Origin of the sequence: Vibrio sp. TRT 2004, from assembly GCF_050113735.1 — a bacterium.
Taxonomy (GTDB): Bacteria; Pseudomonadota; Gammaproteobacteria; order Enterobacterales; family Vibrionaceae; genus Vibrio.
Map to the genome: position 1 here is coordinate 1 of NZ_JBNJOH010000004.1, position 24,060 is coordinate 24,060.

Consider the following 24,060-nt stretch of genomic DNA (forward strand, 5'->3'; position numbering starts at 1 on the left):
AATTGCTCAATAAATCGGTCATATCCCATGCCGGATGGGGTCACCTCTTTGAGCTCACTTTCAGACAAGGAGTCAAAATCCCCTTCCACTTGCTGAAATTCGTGCGCCATCAAATGGATAAGTTCAACGGTTTTATACCCCACGCCATGCCCTATTGAATCGTTTATGAGTGGTTCAAAGGTTACCTAGCTTGCGCTTTTATATCTATAGCTCGGATATAAAATCAATTGAATAGATATCACATATGTCGTGATAATCAGCTTCTTTCTAAGACAATAAACACACGGCAAGGTTATTGATTCGCACTACAGCGAACGATAAATTCATTGCAATCGTCTTTTCTTGGTAACAGCTCAATAGATGCGTTGTGTAGTGTCGCGACGTCGAGCTGAAAATGCGTGGCTTGAGTTTGAGGTTTCATGAGCGTCACCTTACCTTGGTTCATTACCTGTAAGATAAAATGCGAAACTTAAGAAGCCCTTAATGTTAGAAATATTCTATAAAACCCCTTCTAACCCACTGAAATTATTACTCTCTATTGAACCAAAAAAGTGATGCCTAACTACCATGAACCGTTAGATATGCGCAGTATGCTCGCGCTTTTTCACCACCCTGCTGCTGGGTATAGCACGTTCGGTAGTTGTCGATGTAACGAAGAAAAACGGCCTCAGCTTGCGCTTTAGGCATTTCCACCAGTTGGTTGATAAAACGTCGCGATCCCACTTCAAAGTGCTGGGTATCGATTGGGGTGTTCCAGTCTCCTCCCCAGATTAAAAATCCATGATGAGCGAACAGCTCTACGACATCTTCCGCCATGCCCTGACGTTCGATCTCTTCTCGAGCCCTATAGCGAGTCCGGTTGACATAACGTGTTGCAGATTGTGCAGGTTTGACAAAAATCTGACCATTATCGGCAAACTCTACGAATGGGTTTTGCACGGGGTTAACGTCTATCGCGACGCCATAAGCATGTTTAGACCAACTAGAACCGCTCGTGATCGGCCGAGCATTAAACGCACTGCTATTGTTCGCTGCCATCGATGCGTCGTCATCCCCTTTAAATTCTCGCATCAATTTCGCAGAATGGAGTGGGAAACGGCGTTGATACAAATCCGCAAAAAGGCGTTCCACTGAAGGAGCGACAATATCAAGGACGATCACGCTCCCTCGCTGGGTTTGCCCAGAGAAATCAATAAAATCAAAGTCAACCTTAGCCAGGCGTTCACATCCTACCGGAGCTCCAGAAGTCAATACGCCCTGCTTTTTCATCATCCCGCATTGCCACTCAGAGACAGGCGCTACCTGAGCATAACTGGTGGCACTTATCGAAAGGAATAACAACGGCAGTAACCAATTTTTCACGTAGCATTTCCTTCTTTTAGAGATTCAGAGGTAGGCTCAAATCCACCTCTAACTCAGCAACTTTTCGCTAGTTTGCATCTTTAGTCTTGCGGCTTCAAGCGGATCAAATCGGTGAGAAACGAGACATTCGATCACAAATAACTGGCTGAGTTAATTCATAATTACTTAGAAAACACTGCAAATTCGCAATTCGGACCACTCACTTTGTATTGCTGGTGACTTGAAGGCAAAGTCAACTGAGAATAACTCGGAGAGAAAGATGGAAATCATACATCACGGAGGGAAGCATACGGTCACAGGTTCATGTCATGAACTGAGGCATGATAATCAGGCTCTGTTGATCGACTGTGGTTTGTTTCAAGGACAAGATGCTCGCTCGCTTGACATTGATTTCCCAATCAAACAACTCAATGGGCTGATTCTAACTCATAGTCATATCGACCATATTGGGCGAATACCATGGTTGCTCGCGGCGGGATTTAAACAGCCAATATTTTGTACGCAAGCCACTGCGGAACTGGTCCCTCTGATGCTCGAAGATAACCTTAAGTTACAACTGGGGCTCACCGCAAAAAAAGCACAGCGGGTGTTAGAACGAGTCAAGCGCCAGCTCTGTCCTTATCCCTATGATCATTGGTTTTCTCTCGATAGCAAACAATCTGACTCAATCCAGATACGTCTGCAACAAGCTGGGCACATTCTAGGCTCTTGTTATGTTGAGTTGTGCTTACCCAACCAAGAGATCGTCGTTTTTTCTGGTGATTTAGGCCCAACGAACACACCATTGCTGCCCGATCCTGTCTCACCTCAGCAAGCGGATTATCTGTTTATTGAAACGACGTACGGCGATACACAACACGAAGATATCGCCACGCGCTCCTTGCGGCTGAAAGCCATCATCGATCGTTCTCTTGAAGACGGCGGAACGATACTGATACCGGCGTTTAGTGTCGGCAGAACCCAAGAACTGCTCTTTGATATCGAGCAACTGGTATTTGAGCATCAGATAGATACCAAAATCCCTATAATCCTTGATTCTCCCATGGCACAGAAAGTCACCCGTTCCTATCGCCGTTTCAAGCAATTGTGGGGAAATGAAGCCAAGCAAAGACTGCAAAACCGACGCCATCCACTCGCGTTCGAGCAATGCATCACAGTTGAAGATTTTCGCACCCACCTCCGACTGGTTAACCGACTTAAATCGACCGGAGAACCTGCGATAGTCGTCGCCTCTTCAGGAATGTGTCAGGGAGGTCGCATAGTGGACTACCTTAAAGCCTTGCTGCCAGATCAACGCACCGATATTTTGCTCGCTGGCTATCAAGCGGAAGGAACACTTGGTCGTGCCATTCAATCTGGCTGCGTCGACATTGAGATTGACGATGAGCAGGTGGAAGTATTGGCACAGGTTCATACCATGTCAGGTTACTCAGCCCATGCAGACCAATCGGATCTACTGCGTTTTATCGAAGGAATCCCTGCTAAGCCGCAAGCGATTCATTTGATTCATGGTGAGCCAAATACCCAATCCCAATTTGCAGAGCTCCTTCGCCGCCGAGATTATCAAGTTATCGAATAAAAATAAGGCTGCGAACAACGCAGCCTTATTGTGTTGAGCTGACAGTTTGACGTAAAAGCTATTTTTTACGTATTTCGACAATGTTACTGAATCCGGACGTTGCGGAACCATCAAACGCTTGCACGCGATAACCATAACTTCCTGTCGGTAAAGCGCTAATATCATCATCAAAACTGGTCGCGTTAATGCCTACCGTTCCAATTCGAACGAAAGAGAATTGACCTTTACGTTTCAACCCTCGCTCAATATAGAAGCCGCCTTCATTATCAGAGTTGTCCGACCAAGTTAAGGAAATAGTGTTGCCATTTTGAGTCAAAATCAGATTGCTCGGCGCCGCTAAACTACCGGGTTGAGGACCAGGTCCCGTACCGCCAGAATCGCTGGTGACAGTAACAATAAGGGTGTCTGATGTTGCTTGGTTAACACTATTTTTTGCATTAACTCGATAGCGATATTCTCCGGTATTCGGCACAGTATCGACATAGGACGTCGTATCTGCTGGCAACGTCGCGATCTCGATAAAACTCACTTTACCGCGATATTTGGTTCCTCGTTCAACGACGTATTCTGTCTCATTGGCGCTGTTGTCTTGCCAACTCAAACTCACATTTAAGCCATCAACCGAAGCCGCCAGATCCGTAGCAGCATTGAGAGCATCTTGGTCAATGACCAACACATTGACACTGCTGCTGTTCATCGCGCCAGCATTATCCGTCACCGTCAGTGTCACCATAAAATCACCTGCCGACGCGTACGCATGAGAGGCATTCACTCCAACGCTGTTTTGCCCGTCACCAAAGTTCCATTCATAGACGGCGATGGAGCCATCCGGATCACTCGAGCCTAGCCCATTAAAGTAAACGACCTCCCCAATACCATAACTGACCGCGGGGTTGTCGATGGCAATAACCGCATTGGGCAAATCGGTCGTCACTTGAACGGTTGTCGACGTCGAATCCGATAGACCATCGTTATCGGTAACCGTTAAGGTCACCTCATAACTGCCTGCTTGAGCATAGACGTAATCATTAATAGCAACCTGATCAGAGGTAGTACCATCACCAAGATTCCAATCATAACTGACGATATTCCCACCTTCGCTGTCAGATGAGTTGCTACCATCAAAGTCCACAGGGGTACCAAAGGCAACAGAATTCGCGCTCACGACTATCTCTGCGGTTGGAGGGTTCATACCACCCGCATTCAATGCATAAGCTACAGCACCTGCTGCATCAACGAGGCCATGTCCAAATACGTTATCGTCACCAATAACGCCAATATCAACAGCCGTACTAAACAAGCCATTTTCTATATCATCTGGGGTAATATTTGGATTTGCCGCTACCATTAACGCGGCAATCCCAGCCGTCAATGGAGAAGAGAATGATGTACCGCTGTAGTATACGTAGCGGTTGTCAGGGTATGTGGTGAGGATTTCGACACCGGGGGCGGTGATGTCAACATAATCCCCCCAGCTAGAGAAACTGGCTCGATCATTGTTGCGATCTGTTGCCCCAACACCAACAAAACTGGTGAAGTCTGGATAAGTCGCATGCTGTAATCCACTATTACCCGCCGACATAAACAACAGACCATTACGATTTCGCAAATATTGAGCAGCCGCATTAATGGTCTCGTATTGGATGCCTCCGTAACTTAAATTGACCACACGTGCCCCTCTATCCGCGGCGTATTCAATACAGACCGCCATCGTAGAGATATAGGCAGAGCTGTTGTTGTCACTGATAGCGATTCGAACGGGAATAATATCGACATTCCAATTCGCACCCGCAACGCCAGTTGAATTATTACCTACTGCACCTAAGGTTCCTGCCGTCCCTGTACCGTGACCATTGGCATCGTAAATATAGTTAGATCCATCTTGAGCGTTGTAGGCGAGATCGAGTCGTAGGTTTGGGCCAAGATCTGGATGATTGAAGTCAAAACCTGTATCACACACTGCGACCAGTATCGATGAGCTGCCAGTAGTAATGTCCCAAGCCTGTCGGCTATTTACATTATTGTGGTGCCACTGATTACCAAACATGGGATCATTGGGCTGTAAAGTCGGTTCCATTGCGTAATCCGCTTCTGCAAAAGCAACATACCCGCTACTACTAAGAATTTTGGCAATCGCCTTTTCTCGACCATGGTGTTCAAAAGTGGCGATGACGATTTGACTGCCTTCAAGGATACGTTCAGAAACCAATCCTTGGCTCTTGAGTAGGCTGTTAAGTCCTTTTAGATCGCTTGGCGAAGCGTTGGCATCGATTTGGTATATAACCGTACCCGGCCTGACGCGTTCCTGATTGCTTTGCACGGTGTTCGCTAAGACACTAAATGTGACAACTGAGAAGGTTGCCCACAGGAATAAGGCTGGAATAAAGGATTTCACTAGGCGCATAGTACTTCTCCATGACGGACTTCAGGACGCTACTAATAGTTTGGTCAATAAATGGACAACTGTAAAATAACGCTTTGTAATGAAATCCTCCTCAGAGTCTCCCGATTACTCAACATCAATCAGTTAGCCGACAAACCTTTTTTACTCACTCACTCTACTCGTGGCTTTAGTCGATGAAATACAAACCAAAGTTAACTTCCACCTTCACACAGCGCTAAGTCAGAGAATTTTTCTATCAAACAAATAGGAGTAAAGAGTCTGCAATTGATCCACTCCCATGCCATGCTTACTCAAACGAATAACCGCCCTAGGATTAAGGTCAAACCCTAGTCGCGGCAGGTGGCTCAATCAATTAAATCTCAAAATACTGCATCAGAACGATAAGAAGTCGAATCCGTTAGATGAAAACTTCAACTACGCAGAAGCCTTTAAAGCCCTCAACCTCAAAGCGGATCTCAAAGCTCTGATGGTCGCGAAGATATTTGGGAACCTGAAGAGGATATTTACTGGGGCGCGGAGAGTGAGTGGCTCGGTGATGAGCGTTACTCTGGTGAGCTGGCACCTTCAACTATGCATCACGTGGCATCATCATTACGCTAATCGGTAAAACGTCCCATGCGTCGAGATGCGGGTAAGGTCGCTCCCCTTGCCATCGTGTAGTTAAGCGATTGAAAGATAGGTTGATATAGAAAAAGATTATCAATCGATACAAATATGCTGAAATTAAACATCGAAAGTTTGAAAAACATGGTTAAAATAGCCGGCTCAGATTTTCTATCCATACTGCTCCTTTGAGGACGAGACATTGAAAACGCAGCACCTTTCAGCAAGCGACAACCAAGATATCGAACTAGCTAAACAGATTTTAGCGCGTGGTGAATTGGTCGCGATTCCAACCGAAACGGTTTACGGACTGGCAGCAGATGCATCTAACCCAGAAGCAGTGAAGAAGATCTTCGCGGCGAAAGGTCGACCAGCTAACCATCCGCTGATTGTTCATATCGGTGATGTGGAGCAGCTGTCTGACTGGGCGCGTGATATTCCAGCACAAGCCTATACGATTGCTGAGGCATTTTGGCCTGGGCCAGTGACGCTATTGCTAAATAAAGCGCCACAAGCAACCTCTGTTGTGACTGGTGGCTTAGAGACCATTGGTATTCGTATGCCTGCGCACGACGTTTTCAGTACGTTATTGACGTCATCGGGAATGGCCGTTGCGGCTCCTTCTGCGAATCCATACAAAAAACTTAGCCCGACGTCGGCTGAACATGTGATGAACTCGCTCGGTGGCAAAATTTCAGCGGTCTTGGATGGTGGGGACTGTACCCATGGTCTTGAATCGACCATTATCGACCTGACAGAAAAGCCATACCGTATTCTTCGTACAGGCCCAGTAACGGCAGCACAGTTATCAGAAGTACTCGGAGAAGAAGTGCTATCGCCAAAAGCACACAGTGTTGCCGTCCCAGGCAATGTGACCAGTCACTACCAGCCAAACACTAAAGTTCGTCTGGTTACTTTGGAAGAGATTTCCAATGCAAGTGGTGACAATATCGCATGTCTGCACTATTCACCGATTGCACCTAGCTTGGCCTTTAAATCTAAGCCTATGCCAACCGATGTCGCGCAATACTCACATGATCTTTACCGCGCGCTAGATGAAGCGGATAAATGGGGTTGTGACGAAATTTGGGTTGAGAGACCGCCAGTGAGTGAGGAGTGGTTTGCGGTACATGATCGCCTAAACCGAGCTCAGTCTAAGCTGTAGCCACAGAGAACAAATCAGCAACGCCCCTATACCAAGGGGCGTTTTTGTATCCCTATCGCTCAAATGCTTATCTTAATGACCATAATTTAAGTGACAACGGATCAATCGCCAGTTAAACGTGTTGCAATTTTGTTAAATAGAATTAAAACTCTAAATATAACTTCCTCGAGCTCAGCTCAGTGTATGCACGTTTAATAGAAGGAGTAAGTTGTGCTAAGTATTCTTCGCCTGATAATGGCTGCCATTTTTGTTGTTTTTACTACTTTATTTGCCTTTGTCTACTGCCTGTTTAGCCCGCGTAATCCTAAACATGTCTATTTCTTCTGCCGATGGTTTAATCAATTACACAAAATCCTTGGTGTCACTTTAATTCAAAGAGGACTAGAGCGAGCCCCTACCCCAGCTAACAGCGTCTATATTTCTAACCACCAAAGCGTCTACGATTTTGTCACATCACCGGGAATGCTCAGACCAAGAACGGTCTCGTTAGGCAAACGAGAGCTGATCTGGGTGCCATTTTTTGGCCAACTTTACTGGATTACTGGCAATATTCTGATCAACCGGGAAGACAAGTCCAAAGCTCGCGATACGATAAAACAAGTCGCAGAAGCGATTCATAAGCGTAACCTTTCGGTTTGGGCTTATCCTGAGGGAACGCGAAGTAAAGGACGAGGTTTGTTGCCATTTAAGACGGGGGCATTTCGCATGGCAATTGAAGCTGGCGTTCCCATTACACCAATGGTGGTCAGTACAACGCATAATAAAATCAACCTTAACCGCAGCAATAATGGCATCGTGATTACTGAAATGCTCGATCCTATCGACACCTCTGGCTATACCATTAACGATGCTCGCACCTTGGCAGACCACTGTCATGCTCTGATGGCCGAAAAGATTGCTCAACTGGATCTGGAAGTTGCACAATTTGAGCAGCAAGCTGGCGCAAAACCGCGTTCTAGCGTCGGCTAAACATCACTCTTCTACGCAAGGGGCAAATAATAAATAGTCAGCCTATTTTCATATCAGTTATCGAAAGCGAACTGTTGATAAATCATTCAAATATGTGGATTAATTCACACTTCATCACGAGTTTAAATTTTGTCTCAAATCTCCGACAGCCACCGTTATTTATCTGATTAGACCATTTAATTGCATAGCTTGATGTATACTGCGCGACAGTTATAGCCACATGAATAAACTTATGTTTCTAACACCGTATTTTTCACAACAAAACAATCAGTTCCAGTTCACTCGCCAACAAGCAAGCCACTTTGCGAAAAAGGTCGCGGGTGACTTTAACCCTATCCATGATGAAGATAGCAAACGCTTCTGTGTGCCAGGTGACCTATTGTTCGCCGTACTGCTCAGCAAAGAGGGCATCAGCCAGAAAATGCGCTTCGACTTCTCAGGCATGGTGAACGATGGTGTGGCACTGTCTGTTGAAAATAAATGTGAAAAAGAAAGTGCAGTGGTAGACGAGAAGTCTAAAGAGTACTTACATATGTCTCGTGAAGGGGAAGTTAATCACAACCCTGAGTTCATTGAACATGTGGTCACTAGCTATGTTCAGTTCTCTGGCATGAACTTCCCTCATATCATGGTTCCATTAATGGAAGAGCAGCAGATGATGATCAACTGCCAACGTCCATTGGTGATCTATGAGAGCATGGAAGTTGAGTTTTCTCGCCTAGATCTGACTCACCCTGAAGTGGAATTTTCCGGTGCGACATTTGATGTGGACGGTAAACGTGGCTTAGTGACTCTAAACTTTACCTTTAAAGAAGACGGTGAAGTGGTTGGTAAAGGTCTCAAACGTATGGTTGCAAGTGGTTTAAAACCATACGATCAAGAAGCGGTAGATGATCTTGTAGAACGCTTCCATGCTCGAAAAGAGGCGTTTCTAACCGAGTTTGCTAACGCAGCATAATCAATAAGGGGTTATCGACATTCGGTAACCCTTTTTTGATCGGTAGCACCAACACGCTCAGTCGCGTCGAGTTGTTGGTCAGCTCAAAAATCTCACTCAATCATCTAGCCCTCAAAGTGAATCTTGGTTAGCCTCCATCACACTGATTCATCCACACCAATCCCCATGACACAGCAAGCCTACTACTCAGCATCTATATTGCAGTTTTCCGAGAACGACACACAGAACATCCTCAATCATTTACGTGATGAAGCACAAGCTATCTGGCAATCAAAGATCGACCTACTGAAAACACAGTTCAACCAATTACCTCATCTTGCGGGTGATGTGATCCTTGGTTTTAATCAGCCAGAATTAGCACTCGATACCGAGGTGATTATTCTCTATCGCGGTCTAGTGTTTGTTGTCTCGATAGGTTCAGACAATAGCCAGTATGATGAACAGCAAATGTCACAGCTCCACAAACAAGCCCTGCGCCTTAAAAAGCATCATTTGGGCAGTCAGACTAAATTCATCATCCCTGTATCAATAGAAACAAAGGCATCACCACAACCAAGCCCAATTATAGTTTCAGAAGATTTGGTGGCTGGCACTATGTGTGACAATGGCGAACATCTGGCTGCACTCATCGAACACTTTTCTAACCAATACAAAGATGACCAAATCCTCTTGGATGAATGGCTCGAAAGTGGCTTTACTCTCTTGTCGCAATCATCGATTAGCGAGTCATCTTCTTAACAAAGACCACAACAAACAGTGCCATGGTAAAGCTGCCTAAGAAGGCTTCGCAGGCAGCGATAAAGCGAGCGACCCCGATGGGCGATATATCACCATAGCCTAATGTTGTGAATGTCACGACACTAAAATAGAGAGAGTTGAAAAACTCAAGCACGTAAAACTGCCAACCCGTCACATCTTCATAAATAGGGTGCGCACCTGTCGTATCGAGAAAGAAGTAGGCAAAAGCGCATATCAAAATTAGAAAGATGGAGAACCCCACTACTCTTATCGGGTCTTCGCCATAACCACAGAACATGTCCACTAACTTCGAGATCATCCTCTTAGAACTGAGTAATGGCATTTGGTAACGACGAAAGCGCATTTCTCGCTTAAAGAAATCCCCCGCCATCTCGAACAAACCTTGCTTTTCACACTGTTTACGTATGTTTCGACACACTTCTTCAGCTTCTTGGCAATAGGTAATGGATGCTTTCCTGTCATGTCCTTTCATTGCTCGTCGTGCTTCCCGCTCTTGTTTAAGGCTCTTGCCCCATTCAATATTCTCCAGTTTCGCACGAGACAACTCTGCCCCGAGTAGGTTGCAGTTGTCGAGCTTGGCACAATGTAAGTTGGCACCGATTAACTTCGCCTTCATTAACGACGAGTCACGTAAATCTAAACCGAAAAAATGGGCGTCAACCAAATTCGCCCGATAAAAATCCGCGCCCCGACACTGGTAGCCGTCTTTCGAACCACGGTTAACCAGATCAATATCCTCGAGATTTGTTTTCGCCAACTGAAATCCGTCTAAAGGTTTACCTGCTGCGGCCCATTGTTCAACCTTGTCTTTTATATCATCATTGCTTTTATCGACTTTGGGGTCATGCCAGTAACAGAGTCCTGACTCCCCACACGGTTGATCGCAGCACCAGCCATCAGGATTTTGATAGCTGCATTGGCCTTGGTGAGATTCCATATGCACTGCCCCTAATCATATCCAGAGTGACGTTAGTAGCCCCAGATATCTTTACTAAGTGTAGTGGGTGCATATTAGCGTGCCATTACTATTTACAAATTAATCAGTATCGACCTGTTCTCTAAGCCATTTTTTAAATAGCCGAGTATAAGGGTCATCTATGTGCGTAATCACAAAGTAACCTGCATTCGCAGCAATGGGGGCAAACGGAGCAGTTAACCTTCCCTGCTCAATTTCCTTATCCAATAGAGCAACTCGCGCCAAAGCGATTCCAACCCCAGCTTCAGCAGCCGACATTGCCATATCAGTTCGGTTGAAGAAATGACCTTGGTTGGTTTCAAAGTCCAATCGTTGATGGGATGCCCAATACAGCCACTCATAATCTTTTAGCGCCCCAGACCAGGGCATTAAATCATGGAGCAACGTCACTCTCCCCCACTCGTCGCTGCCATGCAAGATCTCACGATGGGCATTGAAATAGTCACGACTCATCACTGGTAGCAACGATTCTTCCATTAACAGTTCCGCATCAGCATGTTTGTAAGGCAAAGGCCCGTAGTCGATAGCAATATCGAAGTTTCGATTATCGCTATCCACTAACGCTCCCTCTGCAAAGGTATGGATCTGAACATCAGGATAGCGTTTATGAAAGTTTTCTAATCGCGGGACGAGCCATTTAAAAGCGAAGGATGGGGTCAGTTTTAACCGAATCTGTTTGCGTTCAGAAACCTGCGTCAATTGAAAAATGTTCTCTTCTATTGCCGCCAGATGATGACTGGTTGCCTCCACCAGCTTTCGTCCCTGTTCACTTAAACGTATGCCACGAGCGTGGCGTTCAAAGACACTAAAACCTAGTCGCTCTTCAATCTGCTGTAACTGTTGACTGACAGCACCAACCGTTAGATTCAGTTCTTTCGCTGCACTGGTTAAGCTTTGATGGCGTGAAACAATACAAATAAGGTTAACACCTTGTAATAGTGCCGACTTCATAGTCACCCTTTAAATTTTCTAAAAACTAGTATCAATTCTTATCGATTGTTAAGCGGATGTAAATTGCACATTCTTGGCAAACTTTTAAAACTGTGAGAATTGAACGTGAAGGTTGTTATTTTAGGCAGCGGTGTGGTCGGTTTGACTAGTGCTTGGTATTTATCTCAAGCAGGATTTGAGGTGACGGTCATTGATAGGCAGGCACGCTCCGGAGAAGAAACCAGCTTTGCTAACGCAGGGCAGATTTCCTATGGTTACTCATCGCCATGGGCCGCTCCTGGTATTCCAACCAAGGCAATCAAATGGCTATTTGAAGAGCACGCTCCTTTAAAGATTAAACCTAGCCTAAGCCCTGAGCTGATCCAGTGGGCAAGCCAGATGTTGGTCAATTGCCAACTGGACAAATATCGAGTCAACAAAGCTCGTATGCTGACGATTGCCAACCGCAGTCGAGAGTGTTTAGCTCAGTTAAATAAGCAGTTTGCTCTCAATTATCAGGGCAGAACCCAAGGTACACTACAAATCTTCCGCAACCCAGCTCAACTCAAGGCGGTCGAAAAAGATATCGCACTGCTTGAAGAAAGTGGTACTCAATACCAACTCATGGATCCGGCACAATGTCTGGCACAAGAGCCAGGGCTAGCGAATATGAACGGTGATTTGGTGGGTGGTCTCTATTTACCTGATGATGAAACTGGAGATTGCCATCTATTTTGTCAGCAGCTTCAAGCAATGGCAGAGCAAGCTGGTGTTACCTTCTTGTTCAATACTCATGTCGAAAAGTTAATCACTGCCAACGGTCAAGTGGTTGGCGTCGAAACATCACATGGAACAATCCATGCCGACAGCTATGTCGTCGCGATGGGCAGTTATTCAAAACACCTTCTTGCGCCGCTTAACATACATATCCCTGTTTACCCTGTGAAAGGTTACTCACTGACTTTACCGGTGATCGACCCAAATCATGCCCCTTGTTCCACCATTATGGATGAGACCTATAAGGTGGCCGTGACACGGTTTGAAGAGAGGATACGCGTTGCGGGTACTGCAGAACTGGCAGGATTTGATCCCGCATTACCTGAAAAAAGGCTAGCGACACTCAATCATGTTGTTAGCAACTTATTTCCTAACGGCGTCGATTTTTCTCAAGCAGAATACTGGACCGGATTTAGACCAATGACGCCAGATGGCACACCTATTATTGGTCAAACAACGTTCTCCAACCTTTATACCAATACTGGTCATGGCACTTTGGGGTGGACCATGGCATGTGGGTCGGCAGACATTCTAACGAATATTATCTCGTCACAAGGCCATGCATCATTCCGCGAACTCAGTATGGAACGCTACATCTAATTGCAAACAACACAATTCACTTTGTTAAACTGGAATTGCAAAATATTTTTCAGTGAGACTAAGTGAATTGGTAATATACAAATCACTAATATACCCACACCCAAAGCAATTACTGCTAATAAATTGTCGAACAACTATCAACCAGAGCTATTAATTAACAATTTTTTAGCACTTTGTGTTTTACCTCACGCAAATTCACATCCACAAACAAATAAATTAACAATTACGTTACAGAAAGGGTAATATCCTGTTCAGAAAACAACCATTACAAAACAAACAGGGAAACTACTTATGCAGTCAATTGTTGATTTTTTGAATGGAATTATCTGGAGCCCGGTATTGATTTATCTTTGCCTTGGCGCGGGTCTATTCTACTCAGTCATGACACGATTTGTTCAAGTTCGTCACTTTGGTGAAATGTGGCGCCTACTTCTTTCAGGGAAAAGTTCTTCAAAAGGTATCTCATCATTCCAAGCTCTAGCGGTATCGCTATCTGGTCGTGTGGGTACTGGTAACATTGCAGGTGTGGCTGCGGCTATCGGTTTCGGTGGTCCAGGTGCTGTATTTTGGATGTGGGTTGTTGCCTTCTTCGGCGCAGCAACAGCATACGCAGAATCTACTCTAGCTCAAATCTATAAAGAAGAAGACAACGGTGAATTCCGTGGTGGCCCAGCTTACTACATCGAAAAAGCGATGGGTCAGAAGTGGTACGCGTGGATTTTTGCTATCTCAACAATCTTTGCTTGTGGCTTCTTGCTACCAGGCGTTCAGTCAAACAGTATCGGTAATGCGGTAGAAGCTGCATTTGGTTCTGGTGAAATGATTGAAACAGCTATCGGTACATTCAGTTTCGCGAAAATCTTTACCGGTACTGTGATTTCAGTAATCCTAGCTTTCATCATCTTTGGCGGTGTGAAACGTATTGCGAACTTCACTCAGATCGTTGTGCCATTCATGGCTTTGGCTTACATCATCACAGCGTTCGTTATCATCCTACTGAACATCGGTGAAGTACCTCGTGTATTCTCAATGATCATTGGTGATGCATTTACGCCTATGGCAGGTGTTGGTGCTGCGATTGGTTGGGGTGTAAAACGTGGTGTTTACTCTAACGAAGCGGGTCAAGGTACAGGTCCTCACGCAGCCGCTGCTGCAAGCGTTGACCACCCAGCTCAGCAGGGTCTAGTGCAGGCTTTCTCTATCTACATCGATACACTACTAGTATGTTCTGCGACTGCATTTATGATCATCATTACTGGTGCATACAACGTACACGGTGCAGAAGGCTTCCTAGTACAGAATATTTCTGCTGATATTGCAGCAAATGGTCCTGTATTTACTCAAATGGCAATCGAGAGCGCGCTGCCAGGTATCGGTAAGCCGTTTATTGCTGTTGCGCTGTTCTTCTTCGCGTTCACCACTATTCTTGCGTACTACTACATTGCAGAAACAAACATTGCATACATCCGTCGTACGTTTAAAGTTAGCGGCCTAATGTTCTTACTAAAAGTCGCACTAATCGCCGTTGTGTTCTACGGTACAGTTAAGACTGCAAACCTTGCGTGGGCAATGGGTGACGTGGGTGTAGGCCTAATGGCTTGGTTAAACATCGTGGGTATCTTAATTATCTTCTTCATGTCAAAACCTGCACTAAAAGCACTTAACGACTACGAAGAGCAGCAAAAACAAGGTGTCACTGAGTTTACATTCAACCCTGTTAAGCTTGGTATCAAAGGCGCTGACTACTGGGAAGATAAATACCGCCGTAAAACGGGCAAAGCACCCGAGGCTGAAGTCGAAACAAAACCAGTTGAACAACCTTCAACCTAATCTCGACTAAAACAGATAAAAGCAGTGGTAAAAAAAGGGGTTAGCCAATGGCTAACCCCTTTGTTATTACTGTTCCCATATATTTCAGTGCCGACCTAATCAGGCTTGGCCAACACTTAATATTCTTGATTACGCCGCTACCTGCTCAAGCTCAACAGATTCGCGCTGTTTTTTCTCACCAATAGGCAAGATGGTACGACCATATTCGTTGTTCAGTACTTGCGCCATTGCAAAGTAGATTGCACTTGCGCCGCAGAAAATACCTTCAATGCCTGCGATAGTACCAATCAGTTCACTACCAGAGAAATCACGAGCTGCAAGTAGGAAGAATAGGATTGTTAGTGAACCGAAAACGATCTGTTTAGCCACTGGGTAGCACAGTGAACCAATAAACATAAAGCCAGTGAAGACACCCCAAAGTAGCAAGTACCAACCCATAAAGCTTGCTGGGCTTGCAGGAAGACCCATGTATGGCATCACGATTAAACCAACCAAAGTTAGCCAAAATAGACCGTATGAAGTAAATGCTGTGGTACCAAATGTATCGCCACGTTTGAAACACATCATGCCGACTAGCACTTGGCTCAGACCACCATAAAAAATACCCATTGCAAGAATCATTGAGTCAATTGGGAAAAAGCCTGCGTTGTGGATATTTAGCAGGATGGTTGTCATGCCGAAACCCATAAGGCCTAATGGAGCCGGGTTTGCCAGTTTTGTTGACATTTTGCGCACCTTTCAAAAATGTTAGTAAAAATTACGCGCGAAGTTTAATCCTGTTCAACAAAAAAGATAAACATTGAATTTGCAATCTAAGATTACGCAAACCATTTAATATGCTTTTTATTTAATCACCTCCATGCTTTCTCATGGTAAAAATGCCAATTATGCTATTGCGCAGAAAACAAAAGGCCTCAATTTTCAACATTGAGGCCTTATTTCTAGTTTGAACACTCACCGGTTACTGGCAGGATATTTCGTCCCAGAACCAATTGGACTGTACGGGTGTTTCCCAAACTCCCGGTCCGTTTTTAGCGATAAAACATTTGCCGTTATAAGTCACTTTGTCGCCGTTTGCGACTTGAGTAACGCCCGGTTCCCAATGCGTCATACCGCCTGGATCTGGTGTTGGATCTGGTGTTGGTGAAGGATCGACAGGATCGAGCTGTTCAACCACACGAACTTCTGGCCAACTTGCATGCGAGCCATAAAAATTGGTCACACACTTTTCGTAGTCGCCCTCAACCAAGGCGGAATAAGCGGTTTGGAATCCCACCAGTTCACACTCAAATGAATAGCCACCGGGACGGTCTGCATAGTATTTCCAGTTGCCATCCCAATTGGTATAAAGCACATCCGTCGCGCCATTGAGGTTTAAGCTTCCGTATGGAGTTTGCTGCCAACAGGTGTCTTTTTCATCACTGCCAATCGGAATTTGATAGTGGGATGATAACCCTTGCCAGTAACGAATTCGGTTAACGGGCTGGCCTTTATCCTTGTTCTGCTCGCCACACTCAATACCACCATTGATAATGTTAATCGTGGTACCAAAACCATAGCCGATCCCTGCATCGCTCTCTCTCTGAGATGGCTGCCATGTTTTGTCTATAACGTGAAGCATCGCTGGCTTAGGGGCTTGCGGAGTTAAAAAGAACCAAATCGCTGATGCTAGATTGAGCCAAGAGTCAGCCACTAGCCCTGGGTTGTTGAGTAACACAGACGCATCGCCGTCGAACATCGCTTCCGAGAATGCACCGTAGTTAAAGTGGTAAGAGAGCTGTTTAGCCCCACGACCAAAGTACCCCTGCCCTGCGACACATGGCCACTTTCTATTTTGCCAGTCGTTCTGACCACAACCTGTCGTGTACCCTTCCTGACCTTCAGACCAGCCCATTTCACGTACATGAACCAACGCTTGCTGCCACTCTTCTAAACCCAACGGATTATCCCAAGTGTTATCAATGGCAATATGCCCTCCTGTTTCCTGAGCAAAATGAGCAAATGCCGTTACGATCGAGCGCTTACAAATTGCGTCAGAATCACGCCCATCAGTGTACTCCGCACAAAATGCAGGGAACTTACCGATCGCACGTAGGAAGCGAGTGTAAGTGTATTCCGGTGCTGCCATCTGAGTAAGGAAGTCCCACTCTGCACGAGGAAATACTCGCTCAGCGCGCTGTACGTTATCCGGATTGGTGGCTAGCCCCGCATCAATGGCTTCAACGACGCCGTTAGGAGCCGTACGAAGTGCCTGTGACCATAACTGATACATTGGTTCAGAGGTCTTCTGTTGCTCTACGGCGGCAACATCCGCGCGAGAGATAACAAAACCAGTCGGGTTTAGTGGATCGGGCTGAATATTCATCGTTGCCCATGCACTTGAGCCCATACTCAAGGCCGATGCGACGGCTAAAAAGCGCAAGGTTTTCATTGTTATACAACTCCTGTGTATGTGAAGTTGTATCAGCATAGATGAGGAAAAAATAACTAGAATAGTCACTAAGTCAGGTTGCGAGTGATCACGAAGAGCAAAGTAATAATGTTATTTATCACTCGCCGAAAGCGATAAATGAGTCGAAAAAAACCTATATAACAGCTAATTAGAAATGTGGTCGTTATCAAATAAATAGCCACTGAGCTGATAAAAAATTTTACCGTAACCGACTTGACGTCAACTAAGGGTATATCCAAGGTTGAGTCATCCACGTTACTCAATCTATTGAAGTTCGATACGTTTGTTGAATTTGAAAGTGAGATAATCATTCTATAGTAATATTCCTCCTGAACATGAAAATATTACCTCGTACTTTTAAGTAGTAGAGTCTTAAAACTGATTATTCAACTACTAAAACGATAGGTTCCCATGCCACAACCTTGTTATTTAAGAGTATCAGGACTGAATCAAGGCTTTATTACACGCAATGCAGGTGCAAGTAATTCCGTCGGCGTTCGGTTAGCGATGTTAATCGAAAGAAAATAGAGAAAATTGCCGATGAGGAGTGGTTAAATTCGTCAGGAAAAGAACATGAATTCTGGAAGTGTGTTTATCAGGCTATGTAGTATTGCGTTTCTTGCACTCTTCGGGGGGGCATTGTCCTATGCTCAACCCAATGTGCCCGATAATCTGATGTTGAAGTCGGATAGCTCCATTGATAGCTATATCAGTTTTATCCAAAAATTTAAGATTTGTGGAGATAAAACTAACCGAGTAAATAACCCTTATCCGATAAATGATTGGCTGTTATCACTCCCGTTAAGAAAGCAATCAAGCGTTGTTATGTACTTATTAAGCGACGCTGAATATCGATGCTATGAAGTAGAGTTGAATGAAATGGTAGAGGCTTTAAAAAGTAATCAAGACCACCAAGCTATTAACATCCTAGAGTCCGAAGGTTGGTTGTCTAAGCCTGTTTATGGTCAATATTCATTAACAAATAAAAAAGACCTTGAGCTTACTCAGAGTGACCACGAGGCTTTATCGTTATTACTTAACATGAAGTATTTGCCGTTTGATCTAATTGGCATGGGGGAGTTATTGAAGGTGCTAAGAGAACAATAAAAGTATGCTACATGGACTAACGCTACTTTCCTGAACGAAAGTCCCCTGTTTGCCCCCCATAGGGTGAAGAGATATTTGAGATAAACTGTAGAATACTTCTGATAAAACAAAGCCTTGACGGTCACCACAATGTGGGATTCATCAAGGCTTATCATTAAGTTACAATGAGTTAGATGTAGGGATTAACCTAATCTTATTCCCACTCTATTGTAAACAAGACATTTTTATCTTTTATATTCAATGGCTTATTTTCCTGCTAATTGGTAATACCATGAAAAATACCATGCTCAGAAAAGGCTTAACAATATTTTGAAAAATTGCCTACTGAGCGCTGCCGCACAGCTCCATAGGCCGCTTTCCTGGCTTTGCTTCCAGATGTATGCTATTCTGCTCCTGCAGCTAATGGATCACCGCAAACAGGTTACTCGCCTGGGGATTCCCTTTCGACCCGAGCATCCGTATGAGACTCATGCTCGATTATTATTATAGAAGCCCCCATGAATAAATCGCTCATCATTTTCGGCATCGTCAACATAACCTCGGACAGTTTCTCCGATGGAGGCCGGTATCTGGCGCCAGACGCAGCCATTGCGCAGGCGCGTAAGCTGATGGCCGAGGGGGCAGATGTGATCGACCTCGGTCCGGCATCCAGCAATCCCGACGCCGCGCCTGTTTCGTCCGACACAGAAATCGCGCGTATCGCGCCGGTGCTGGACGCGCTCAAGGCAGATGGCATTCCCGTCTCGCTCGACAGTTATCAACCCGCGACGCAAGCCTATGCCTTGTCGCGTGGTGTGGCCTATCTCAATGATATTCGCGGTTTTCCAGACGCTGCGTTCTATCCGCAATTGGCGAAATCATCTGCCAAACTCGTCGTTATGCATTCGGTGCAAGACGGGCAGGCAGATCGGCGCGAGGCACCCGCTGGCGACATCATGGATCACATTGCGGCGTTCTTTGACGCGCGCATCGCGGCGCTGACGGGTGCCGGTATCAAACGCAACCGCCTTGTCCTTGATCCCGGCATGGGGTTTTTTCTGGGGGCTGCTCCCGAAACCTCGCTCTCGGTGCTGGCGCGGTTCGATGAATTGCGGCTGCGCTTCGATTTGCCGGTGCTTCTGTCTGTTTCGCGCAAATCCTTTCTGCGCGCGCTCACAGGCCGTGGTCCGGGGGATGTCGGGGCCGCGACACTCGCTGCAGAGCTTGCCGCCGCCGCAGGTGGAGCTGACTTCATCCGCACACACGAGCCGCGCCCCTTGCGCGACGGGCTGGCGGTATTGGCGGCGCTGAAAGAAACCGCAAGAATTCGTTAACTGCACATTCGGGATATTTCTCTATATTCGCGGTTCAGCAGGCATGTCCCCTTTGAGGGCGACCCGAGTTCATGTTAGCTGCTGGGCTTAATTTTGATAAAATAGCTTATTTTTTGAGATAATAATTTGTACTTTTGTGGCTTCACTTCCAAAAAGTATACAACACGTGGCAAAGCCTTGGATTAAATAATTATTAGGGTAATTCTCTTCAAAACCCACTTTTATGGTATAGTACTCTATTAGTATTATGCTACAATTATTTTGTTGTATAATTTAATCAAGTTTTTATGGAAAACCGTAAATGGTTTAAGACCTATATGTTTATATGGGCTGGACAGTTTGCTTCAATGCTTACAAGTTATGCTGTTCAGTTTGCTATTGTTATATGGCTTAGTCTGGAGTACAAGTCAGCCGAAGTTTTAGCCTACGCAGGAATAGCAGCTATGTTGCCTCAAGCATTGATAGGCTTAATAGCAGGCGTATATGTTGACCGTCTCAATCGTAAATATGTAATGATTTTTTCGGATGCTTTTATAGCTCTCTGTGCCCTTTTGTTACTCGTCATTTTACAAAATGAAAATGTTAATCTTATATGGATATACATTTTATTGGGTTTACGCTCTGTTGGTAATGCTTTTCACGCTCCGGCACTACAGGCAATTGCTCCGCTGATTGTACCCCAAAATGAATTGATAAAGGTAGCAGGAATTAATCAGGTGTTACATTCGGTTTGCAGGATTGGTGGTCCTGCCATTGGCACATTAGCCATTGCTTATCTTCCTATTTCAAAAGTATTGTACTTGGATTTGATTGGAGCATTGCTGGCTATTCTTTCACTCGTGATGGTGAAAATTCCCAATGTGGTTGCGAAGTCAAAATCGTCTGCACATTCTATTGCTACAGAATTTTCGGAAGGGTTTCAGACTGTTTCAAAAAACAAAGGTTTGCGTTATCTTTTTCTTTATGCAATGGCGATAACCTTTGTTATAATGCCAGCTGCCATTATGTTTCCGTTGCTCACAACAGGGCATTTTGCAGGAGGAAAATGGGAGATAGGAATTGTAGAAGTGGTTTGGGGCGGAGGTATGCTTATTGGCGGTGTCATCCTGAGTATTTTCAAATTGAAAGGCTCAAAAGTAGTCGCAGTCAATGTTATGTATGTATTATTGGGACTTACATTTATTTTGAGTGGTGTATTACCTGCAAGTTGGTTTGTAGGATTTGTGATGGTAACAGCCATTGGCGGTATCAGCCTGTCTGTTTTCAATGGCTGTTTTACAGCAATTGTACAAACAGAGGTAAGTCCTGAAAAATTAGGACGTGTATTTTCATTTTATTATAGTTTGGCAGTTTTGCCAAGTGTAATCGGTTTATTATTCACAGGCCTGATTGCAGAAGTTATTGGTGTAAACATTACGTTTATCATAAGCGGTTGTTTGGCAATCCTTGTGGGTATTCTTTCGTTTAGCACTCGCAACTTAATGCAATTAGGTAAAATCAAAAATATTTAAAAAAATGAAAAATAGAGATATTCAAAAATTAGCGGAAAGAAATGGGTTAATTCTTTCGGATGAAATGAGTTTTAATGAAATGGGAATTGATTTTAAGGTTGGTTTCGCTACAGATAGGGATGGCACAAAGTGGTTGTTGCGTATTCCAAGAAGAACAACCTTAGGCGAACAGATTGCGAATGAGAAACGCATTCTTCAATTGGTGTCGAAATACCTTTCGGTTCAAGTTCCTGATTGGCGTATAGCTAATGAAAAACTGGTAGCCTATCCTTTGCTCGATGGAAAACCTGCACTTACTTATGATGCGGAGACTTATGAAGTAACCTGGAATATGTCTAAAGAAAACGACCTTTATATACCATCATTAGCGAAAGCACTTATAGAACTTCATTCAATTCCTACGGAAGAAGTACTTCGTAATAATCTAAAAATTTTGACACCTGAACAGGTTAGAAATGAGATTTCTGAAAGATTGATTTTGGTGAAATCTGAATTAGGGATAAATGCCGAATTAGAACTTCGGTACCAAAAATGGCTGGATAATGATGCCTTATGGCCGAATTTTACAAAATTCATTCACGGTGATTTGTATGCAGGTCATACACTTACTCATCATAATGGAGAAGTTTGTGGAATTATTGATTGGTCAACTGCACAAGTCAGCGATATAGCACAAGATTTTTCAGGTCACGTTACTGTTTTCGGTGAAGAAAGTCTGAAAAATTTAATTGCGGCATACGAAAAACAAGGTGGAGAAGTATGGGATAAACTGTTTGAACAAGCAGTTGAACGAGCTGCTGCCGCACCTCTAGCTTATGGATATTTTGCTTTAGAAACACAAGATGAAATTCATCTTAGTTCTGCAAAATTACAGTTAGGTGTTGAGTAGATTTTTTTTAGTAGGGGCTGACACCTTAATCGGGTCAACGTATAGGAAGAATAAACGCCCTTTTCACCCAAGTCCAACAGCTTTGGACCGCAGTTGACTCTTTCGACACCCCTGCGATGCAACCCAATCCGGCTGACGGGGAGCCAGCAACGCTGAAAATTTACCCTCCTCTTTCCCACTAGCGGCTCCTTTTCCGACAACCAGCACGGCGGATCCCTGCCGCGGCGCTGTGAACGCAGCATTTTGATTGGTATCGTTGGCCTTCAGGCTCGTCAGTCAAACAGACCCAGGAGCAGCTCAGCCGGTGGCGCCCGGCTTTCGGGTAACGCCCTGGTCCCGCTGGTTTCGGCTTTGTGCTTCAGGTGATCAAGGATCTGCTTGATCACTATAGGGTCTTCAATGCAGGCGATGACTTTCATGGCGCCGCCGCAGCCGCTGCAGGTCTCGATGTCGATATTGAAAACACGCTTGAGCCGTTGCGCCCATGTCATCGACGCTCGCCGTTGTGCTGGTGTTGCCGGTTCATCAGCCACCCTGACCTTGTTGCCCCTGCCCCGTTTTGCCGGCGTGACCAACGCCCGGTGCCGACTGTTGGGTGCGAACACCCCGTGGAAGCGGGTTAGGTTGACTCTGGGCTTCGGTACCAGGGCGGCCAGCCTTGCAATGAAATCCAATGGTTCGAAAATGACGTGCGTGGTGCCGTCCCGGTACGGCGTCTTGAGCTGGTAGCGCACGTTGCCGCCTCGTGTTAACGACAGCCGCTTCTCGGATACCGCCGGGCGGCTGATGTACCGGCACAGCCGTTCGAGCTTCTTGCGTTCATCGGCCCTGGCCGCCACGCCGGCGTGCAGGCTGGACCCGGCTACCTTGCCAATCCCGTCACCGAACGGATCACCACTGGTCGGCAGAGTTTGCAAAGTGAACACCTTTCGCCCCGCCTGTGAACCGACAGCGATACGGTAAGTGATCGAGTGCCCCAGCAGGGGTGTCATCGGGTCGTCATCCACCGCATCCGAGGCCAGATAGCTGTTTTCGACATCCCGTTCCAGCAGGCCTTGCCGTTCCAGATAGCGACCCACCCGGTGGGCGATGGTGTGCGTCAGCTGGGTGAGCTCTGGGCTGGTCGGCGCCTTGACCCAGCGGAAACGCGCTGAGCCGTGGGATTGCTCGACATACACACCGTCGAGAAACAGCATGTGGAAGTGAACATTCAGATTGAGCGCCGATCCAAAACGCTGGATCAGGGTGACCGCGCCCGTCTTGGCCACTTGGTGGGTATGGCCCGCTTTCTTGACCAGGTGCGTGGCAATGACGCGGTAAACGATGCCCAGCACCCACCCCATGATCTCGGGCCGGCTGGCAAACAGGAAACGCAGCTGAAACGGGAAGCTCAACACCCACTGACGCATGGGTTGTTCAGGCAGTACTTCATCAACCAGCAAGGCGGCACTTTCGGCCATCCGCCGCGCCCCACAGCTCGGGCAGAAACCGCGACGCTTACAGCTGAAAGCGACCAGGTGCTCGGCGTGGCAAGACTCGCAGCGAACCCGTAGAAAGCCATGCTCCAGCCGCCCGCATTGGAGAAATTCTTCAAATTCCCGTTGCACATAGCCCGGCAATTCCTTTCCCTGCTCTGCCATAAGCGCAGCGAATGCCGGGTAATACTCGTCAACGATCTGATAGAGAAGGGTTTGCTCGGGTCGGTGGCTCTGGTAACGACCAGTATCCCGATCCCGGCTGGCCGTCCTGGCCGCCACATGAGGCATGTTCCGCGTCCTTGCAATACTGTGTTTACATACAGTCTATCGCTTAGCGGAAAGTTCTTTTACCCTCAGCCGAAATGCCTGCCGTTGCTAGACATTGCCAGCCAGTGCCC

20 protein-coding genes are annotated in these 24,060 nt (G+C 45.8%); 11 read left to right on the forward strand and 9 right to left on the reverse strand.

All coding sequences use genetic code 11. The features are described from left to right. Window positions 1-292: 292 nt before the first annotated feature. Together ACQEXR_RS02675 and ACQEXR_RS02680 are read right to left on the reverse strand one after the other, a co-directional pair. Window positions 293-421, reverse strand: coding sequence for a hypothetical protein (locus tag ACQEXR_RS02675; protein ID WP_276608353.1), 129 nt, complete (start codon window positions 419-421; stop codon window positions 293-295). A 137-nt stretch (window positions 422-558) separates the two neighbouring features. Next, a complete protein-coding gene (locus ACQEXR_RS02680) occupies window positions 559-1,272 on the reverse strand; it encodes a M15 family metallopeptidase (protein WP_427019751.1) in 714 nt (237 codons plus the stop codon). A 349-nt stretch (window positions 1,273-1,621) separates the two neighbouring features. Here ACQEXR_RS02680 and ACQEXR_RS02685 point away from each other — a divergent pair, with 349 nt between their 5' ends. Continuing rightward, complete coding sequence (locus ACQEXR_RS02685) at window positions 1,622-2,941, forward strand: MBL fold metallo-hydrolase RNA specificity domain-containing protein (protein ID WP_427019707.1); 1,320 nt, start codon at window positions 1,622-1,624, stop codon at window positions 2,939-2,941. A 58-nt stretch (window positions 2,942-2,999) separates the two neighbouring features. On the opposite strand, the gene ACQEXR_RS02690 is transcribed toward ACQEXR_RS02685, so the two are convergent. Together ACQEXR_RS02690 and ACQEXR_RS02695 are read right to left on the reverse strand one after the other, a co-directional pair. Next, a complete protein-coding gene (locus ACQEXR_RS02690) occupies window positions 3,000-5,345 on the reverse strand; it encodes a S8 family serine peptidase (protein WP_427019708.1) in 2,346 nt (781 codons plus the stop codon). Between the two features lie 596 nt (window positions 5,346-5,941). After that, complete coding sequence (locus tag ACQEXR_RS02695; RefSeq protein ID WP_331428380.1) at window positions 5,942-6,127, reverse strand: hypothetical protein; 186 nt, start codon at window positions 6,125-6,127, stop codon at window positions 5,942-5,944. Window positions 6,128-6,150: 23 nt separating this feature from the next. Here ACQEXR_RS02695 and ACQEXR_RS02700 point away from each other — a divergent pair, with 23 nt between their 5' ends. From ACQEXR_RS02700 to ACQEXR_RS02715, 4 genes are all read left to right on the forward strand, one after another. Next, on the forward strand, window positions 6,151-7,113 hold the full coding sequence (locus ACQEXR_RS02700) for an L-threonylcarbamoyladenylate synthase (protein ID WP_331428381.1): 963 nt from the start codon (window positions 6,151-6,153) through the stop codon (window positions 7,111-7,113). A 210-nt stretch (window positions 7,114-7,323) separates the two neighbouring features. Further along, on the forward strand, window positions 7,324-8,082 hold the full coding sequence (locus ACQEXR_RS02705; RefSeq protein WP_331428382.1) for a 1-acylglycerol-3-phosphate O-acyltransferase: 759 nt from the start codon (window positions 7,324-7,326) through the stop codon (window positions 8,080-8,082). A gap of 232 nt (window positions 8,083-8,314) precedes the next feature. Continuing rightward, the gene (locus tag ACQEXR_RS02710) at window positions 8,315-9,040 is read left to right on the forward strand and encodes a DUF3581 domain-containing protein (protein WP_138973877.1); all 726 of its coding nucleotides are present in this window, start codon (window positions 8,315-8,317) and stop codon (window positions 9,038-9,040) included. A gap of 165 nt (window positions 9,041-9,205) precedes the next feature. Beyond that, entirely contained in the window at window positions 9,206-9,778 is a 573-nt protein-coding gene (locus ACQEXR_RS02715; RefSeq protein WP_331418348.1) for a hypothetical protein, read from the forward strand. On the opposite strand, the gene ACQEXR_RS02720 is transcribed toward ACQEXR_RS02715, so the two are convergent. Together ACQEXR_RS02720 and ACQEXR_RS02725 are read right to left on the reverse strand one after the other, a co-directional pair. Beyond that, window positions 9,759-10,736 carry an ion channel gene (locus ACQEXR_RS02720; RefSeq protein WP_426951049.1) on the reverse strand — a complete coding sequence of 326 codons (978 nt, stop codon included), beginning with the start codon at window positions 10,734-10,736 and terminating at the stop codon, window positions 9,759-9,761. The genes ACQEXR_RS02715 and ACQEXR_RS02720 overlap by 20 nt on opposite strands. 99 nt (window positions 10,737-10,835) lie before the next feature. Further along, window positions 10,836-11,726, reverse strand: coding sequence for a LysR substrate-binding domain-containing protein (locus ACQEXR_RS02725; RefSeq protein ID WP_269377601.1), 891 nt, complete (start codon window positions 11,724-11,726; stop codon window positions 10,836-10,838). A gap of 105 nt (window positions 11,727-11,831) precedes the next feature. On the opposite strand from ACQEXR_RS02725, the gene ACQEXR_RS02730 reads away from it, so the two are divergent. Next, entirely contained in the window at window positions 11,832-13,082 is a 1,251-nt protein-coding gene (locus tag ACQEXR_RS02730) for a D-amino acid dehydrogenase (protein ID WP_427019709.1), read from the forward strand. Between the two features lie 291 nt (window positions 13,083-13,373). After that, a complete protein-coding gene (locus ACQEXR_RS02735; RefSeq protein ID WP_331418351.1) occupies window positions 13,374-14,912 on the forward strand; it encodes an alanine/glycine:cation symporter family protein in 1,539 nt (512 codons plus the stop codon). 129 nt (window positions 14,913-15,041) lie between these two features. Here the strand turns inward: ACQEXR_RS02735 and ACQEXR_RS02740 are convergent, their stop codons facing one another. Continuing rightward, on the reverse strand, window positions 15,042-15,638 hold the full coding sequence (locus ACQEXR_RS02740) for an acetate uptake transporter (RefSeq protein ID WP_138973871.1): 597 nt from the start codon (window positions 15,636-15,638) through the stop codon (window positions 15,042-15,044). Between the two features lie 235 nt (window positions 15,639-15,873). Next, the gene (locus ACQEXR_RS02745; RefSeq protein ID WP_427019710.1) at window positions 15,874-17,343 is read right to left on the reverse strand and encodes a chitinase; all 1,470 of its coding nucleotides are present in this window, start codon (window positions 17,341-17,343) and stop codon (window positions 15,874-15,876) included. A gap of 594 nt (window positions 17,344-17,937) precedes the next feature. Here ACQEXR_RS02745 and ACQEXR_RS02750 point away from each other — a divergent pair. The 4 genes from ACQEXR_RS02750 (at window position 17,938) to ACQEXR_RS02765 (ending at window position 22,184) form a co-directional block, all read left to right on the forward strand. Then, window positions 17,938-18,471 carry a hypothetical protein gene (locus ACQEXR_RS02750; protein ID WP_426951046.1) on the forward strand — a complete coding sequence of 178 codons (534 nt, stop codon included), beginning with the start codon at window positions 17,938-17,940 and terminating at the stop codon, window positions 18,469-18,471. A 497-nt stretch (window positions 18,472-18,968) separates the two neighbouring features. Beyond that, on the forward strand, window positions 18,969-19,784 hold the full coding sequence (sul2, locus tag ACQEXR_RS02755) for a sulfonamide-resistant dihydropteroate synthase Sul2 (RefSeq protein WP_001043260.1): 816 nt from the start codon (window positions 18,969-18,971) through the stop codon (window positions 19,782-19,784). Window positions 19,785-20,071: 287 nt separating this feature from the next. Continuing rightward, window positions 20,072-21,295, forward strand: coding sequence for a macrolide efflux MFS transporter Mef(C) (gene mef(C) / locus ACQEXR_RS02760; protein ID WP_427019711.1), 1,224 nt, complete (start codon window positions 20,072-20,074; stop codon window positions 21,293-21,295). Between the two features lie 4 nt (window positions 21,296-21,299). After that, window positions 21,300-22,184 (forward strand): Mph(G) family macrolide 2'-phosphotransferase, encoded by an 885-nt coding sequence (locus tag ACQEXR_RS02765; RefSeq protein WP_014386803.1) that lies wholly within the window; start codon window positions 21,300-21,302, stop codon window positions 22,182-22,184. 272 nt (window positions 22,185-22,456) lie between these two features. Here ACQEXR_RS02765 and ACQEXR_RS02770 read toward each other — a convergent pair whose 3' ends face one another. Beyond that, entirely contained in the window at window positions 22,457-23,950 is a 1,494-nt protein-coding gene (locus ACQEXR_RS02770) for an IS91-like element ISCR2 family transposase (RefSeq protein ID WP_001120888.1), read from the reverse strand. Between the last annotated feature and the right edge of the window lie 110 nt (window positions 23,951-24,060).

Excerpts from the sequence above, each read along its gene's own strand:
- ACQEXR_RS02675 (WP_276608353.1), bottom strand. The coding sequence starts at position 421 with ATGAAACCTCAAACTCAAGCCACGCATTTTCAGCTCGACGTCGCGACA.
- ACQEXR_RS02680 (WP_427019751.1), bottom strand. The coding sequence starts at position 1,272 with ATGATGAAAAAGCAGGGCGTATTGACTTCTGGAGCTCCGGTAGGATGT.
- ACQEXR_RS02685 (WP_427019707.1), top strand. The coding sequence starts at position 1,622 with ATGGAAATCATACATCACGGAGGGAAGCATACGGTCACAGGTTCATGT.
- ACQEXR_RS02690 (WP_427019708.1), bottom strand. The coding sequence starts at position 5,345 with ATGCGCCTAGTGAAATCCTTTATTCCAGCCTTATTCCTGTGGGCAACC.
- ACQEXR_RS02695 (WP_331428380.1), bottom strand. The coding sequence starts at position 6,127 with ATGGATAGAAAATCTGAGCCGGCTATTTTAACCATGTTTTTCAAACTT.
- ACQEXR_RS02710 (WP_138973877.1), top strand. The coding sequence starts at position 8,315 with ATGTTTCTAACACCGTATTTTTCACAACAAAACAATCAGTTCCAGTTC.
- ACQEXR_RS02715 (WP_331418348.1), top strand. The coding sequence starts at position 9,206 with ATGACACAGCAAGCCTACTACTCAGCATCTATATTGCAGTTTTCCGAG.
- ACQEXR_RS02720 (WP_426951049.1), bottom strand. The coding sequence starts at position 10,736 with ATGGAATCTCACCAAGGCCAATGCAGCTATCAAAATCCTGATGGCTGG.
- ACQEXR_RS02725 (WP_269377601.1), bottom strand. The coding sequence starts at position 11,726 with ATGAAGTCGGCACTATTACAAGGTGTTAACCTTATTTGTATTGTTTCA.
- ACQEXR_RS02735 (WP_331418351.1), top strand. The coding sequence starts at position 13,374 with ATGCAGTCAATTGTTGATTTTTTGAATGGAATTATCTGGAGCCCGGTA.
- ACQEXR_RS02740 (WP_138973871.1), bottom strand. The coding sequence starts at position 15,638 with ATGTCAACAAAACTGGCAAACCCGGCTCCATTAGGCCTTATGGGTTTC.
- ACQEXR_RS02745 (WP_427019710.1), bottom strand. The coding sequence starts at position 17,343 with ATGAAAACCTTGCGCTTTTTAGCCGTCGCATCGGCCTTGAGTATGGGC.
- ACQEXR_RS02750 (WP_426951046.1), top strand. The coding sequence starts at position 17,938 with ATGAATTCTGGAAGTGTGTTTATCAGGCTATGTAGTATTGCGTTTCTT.
- sul2 (WP_001043260.1), top strand. The coding sequence starts at position 18,969 with ATGAATAAATCGCTCATCATTTTCGGCATCGTCAACATAACCTCGGAC.
- ACQEXR_RS02765 (WP_014386803.1), top strand. The coding sequence starts at position 21,300 with ATGAAAAATAGAGATATTCAAAAATTAGCGGAAAGAAATGGGTTAATT.
- ACQEXR_RS02770 (WP_001120888.1), bottom strand. The coding sequence starts at position 23,950 with ATGCCTCATGTGGCGGCCAGGACGGCCAGCCGGGATCGGGATACTGGT.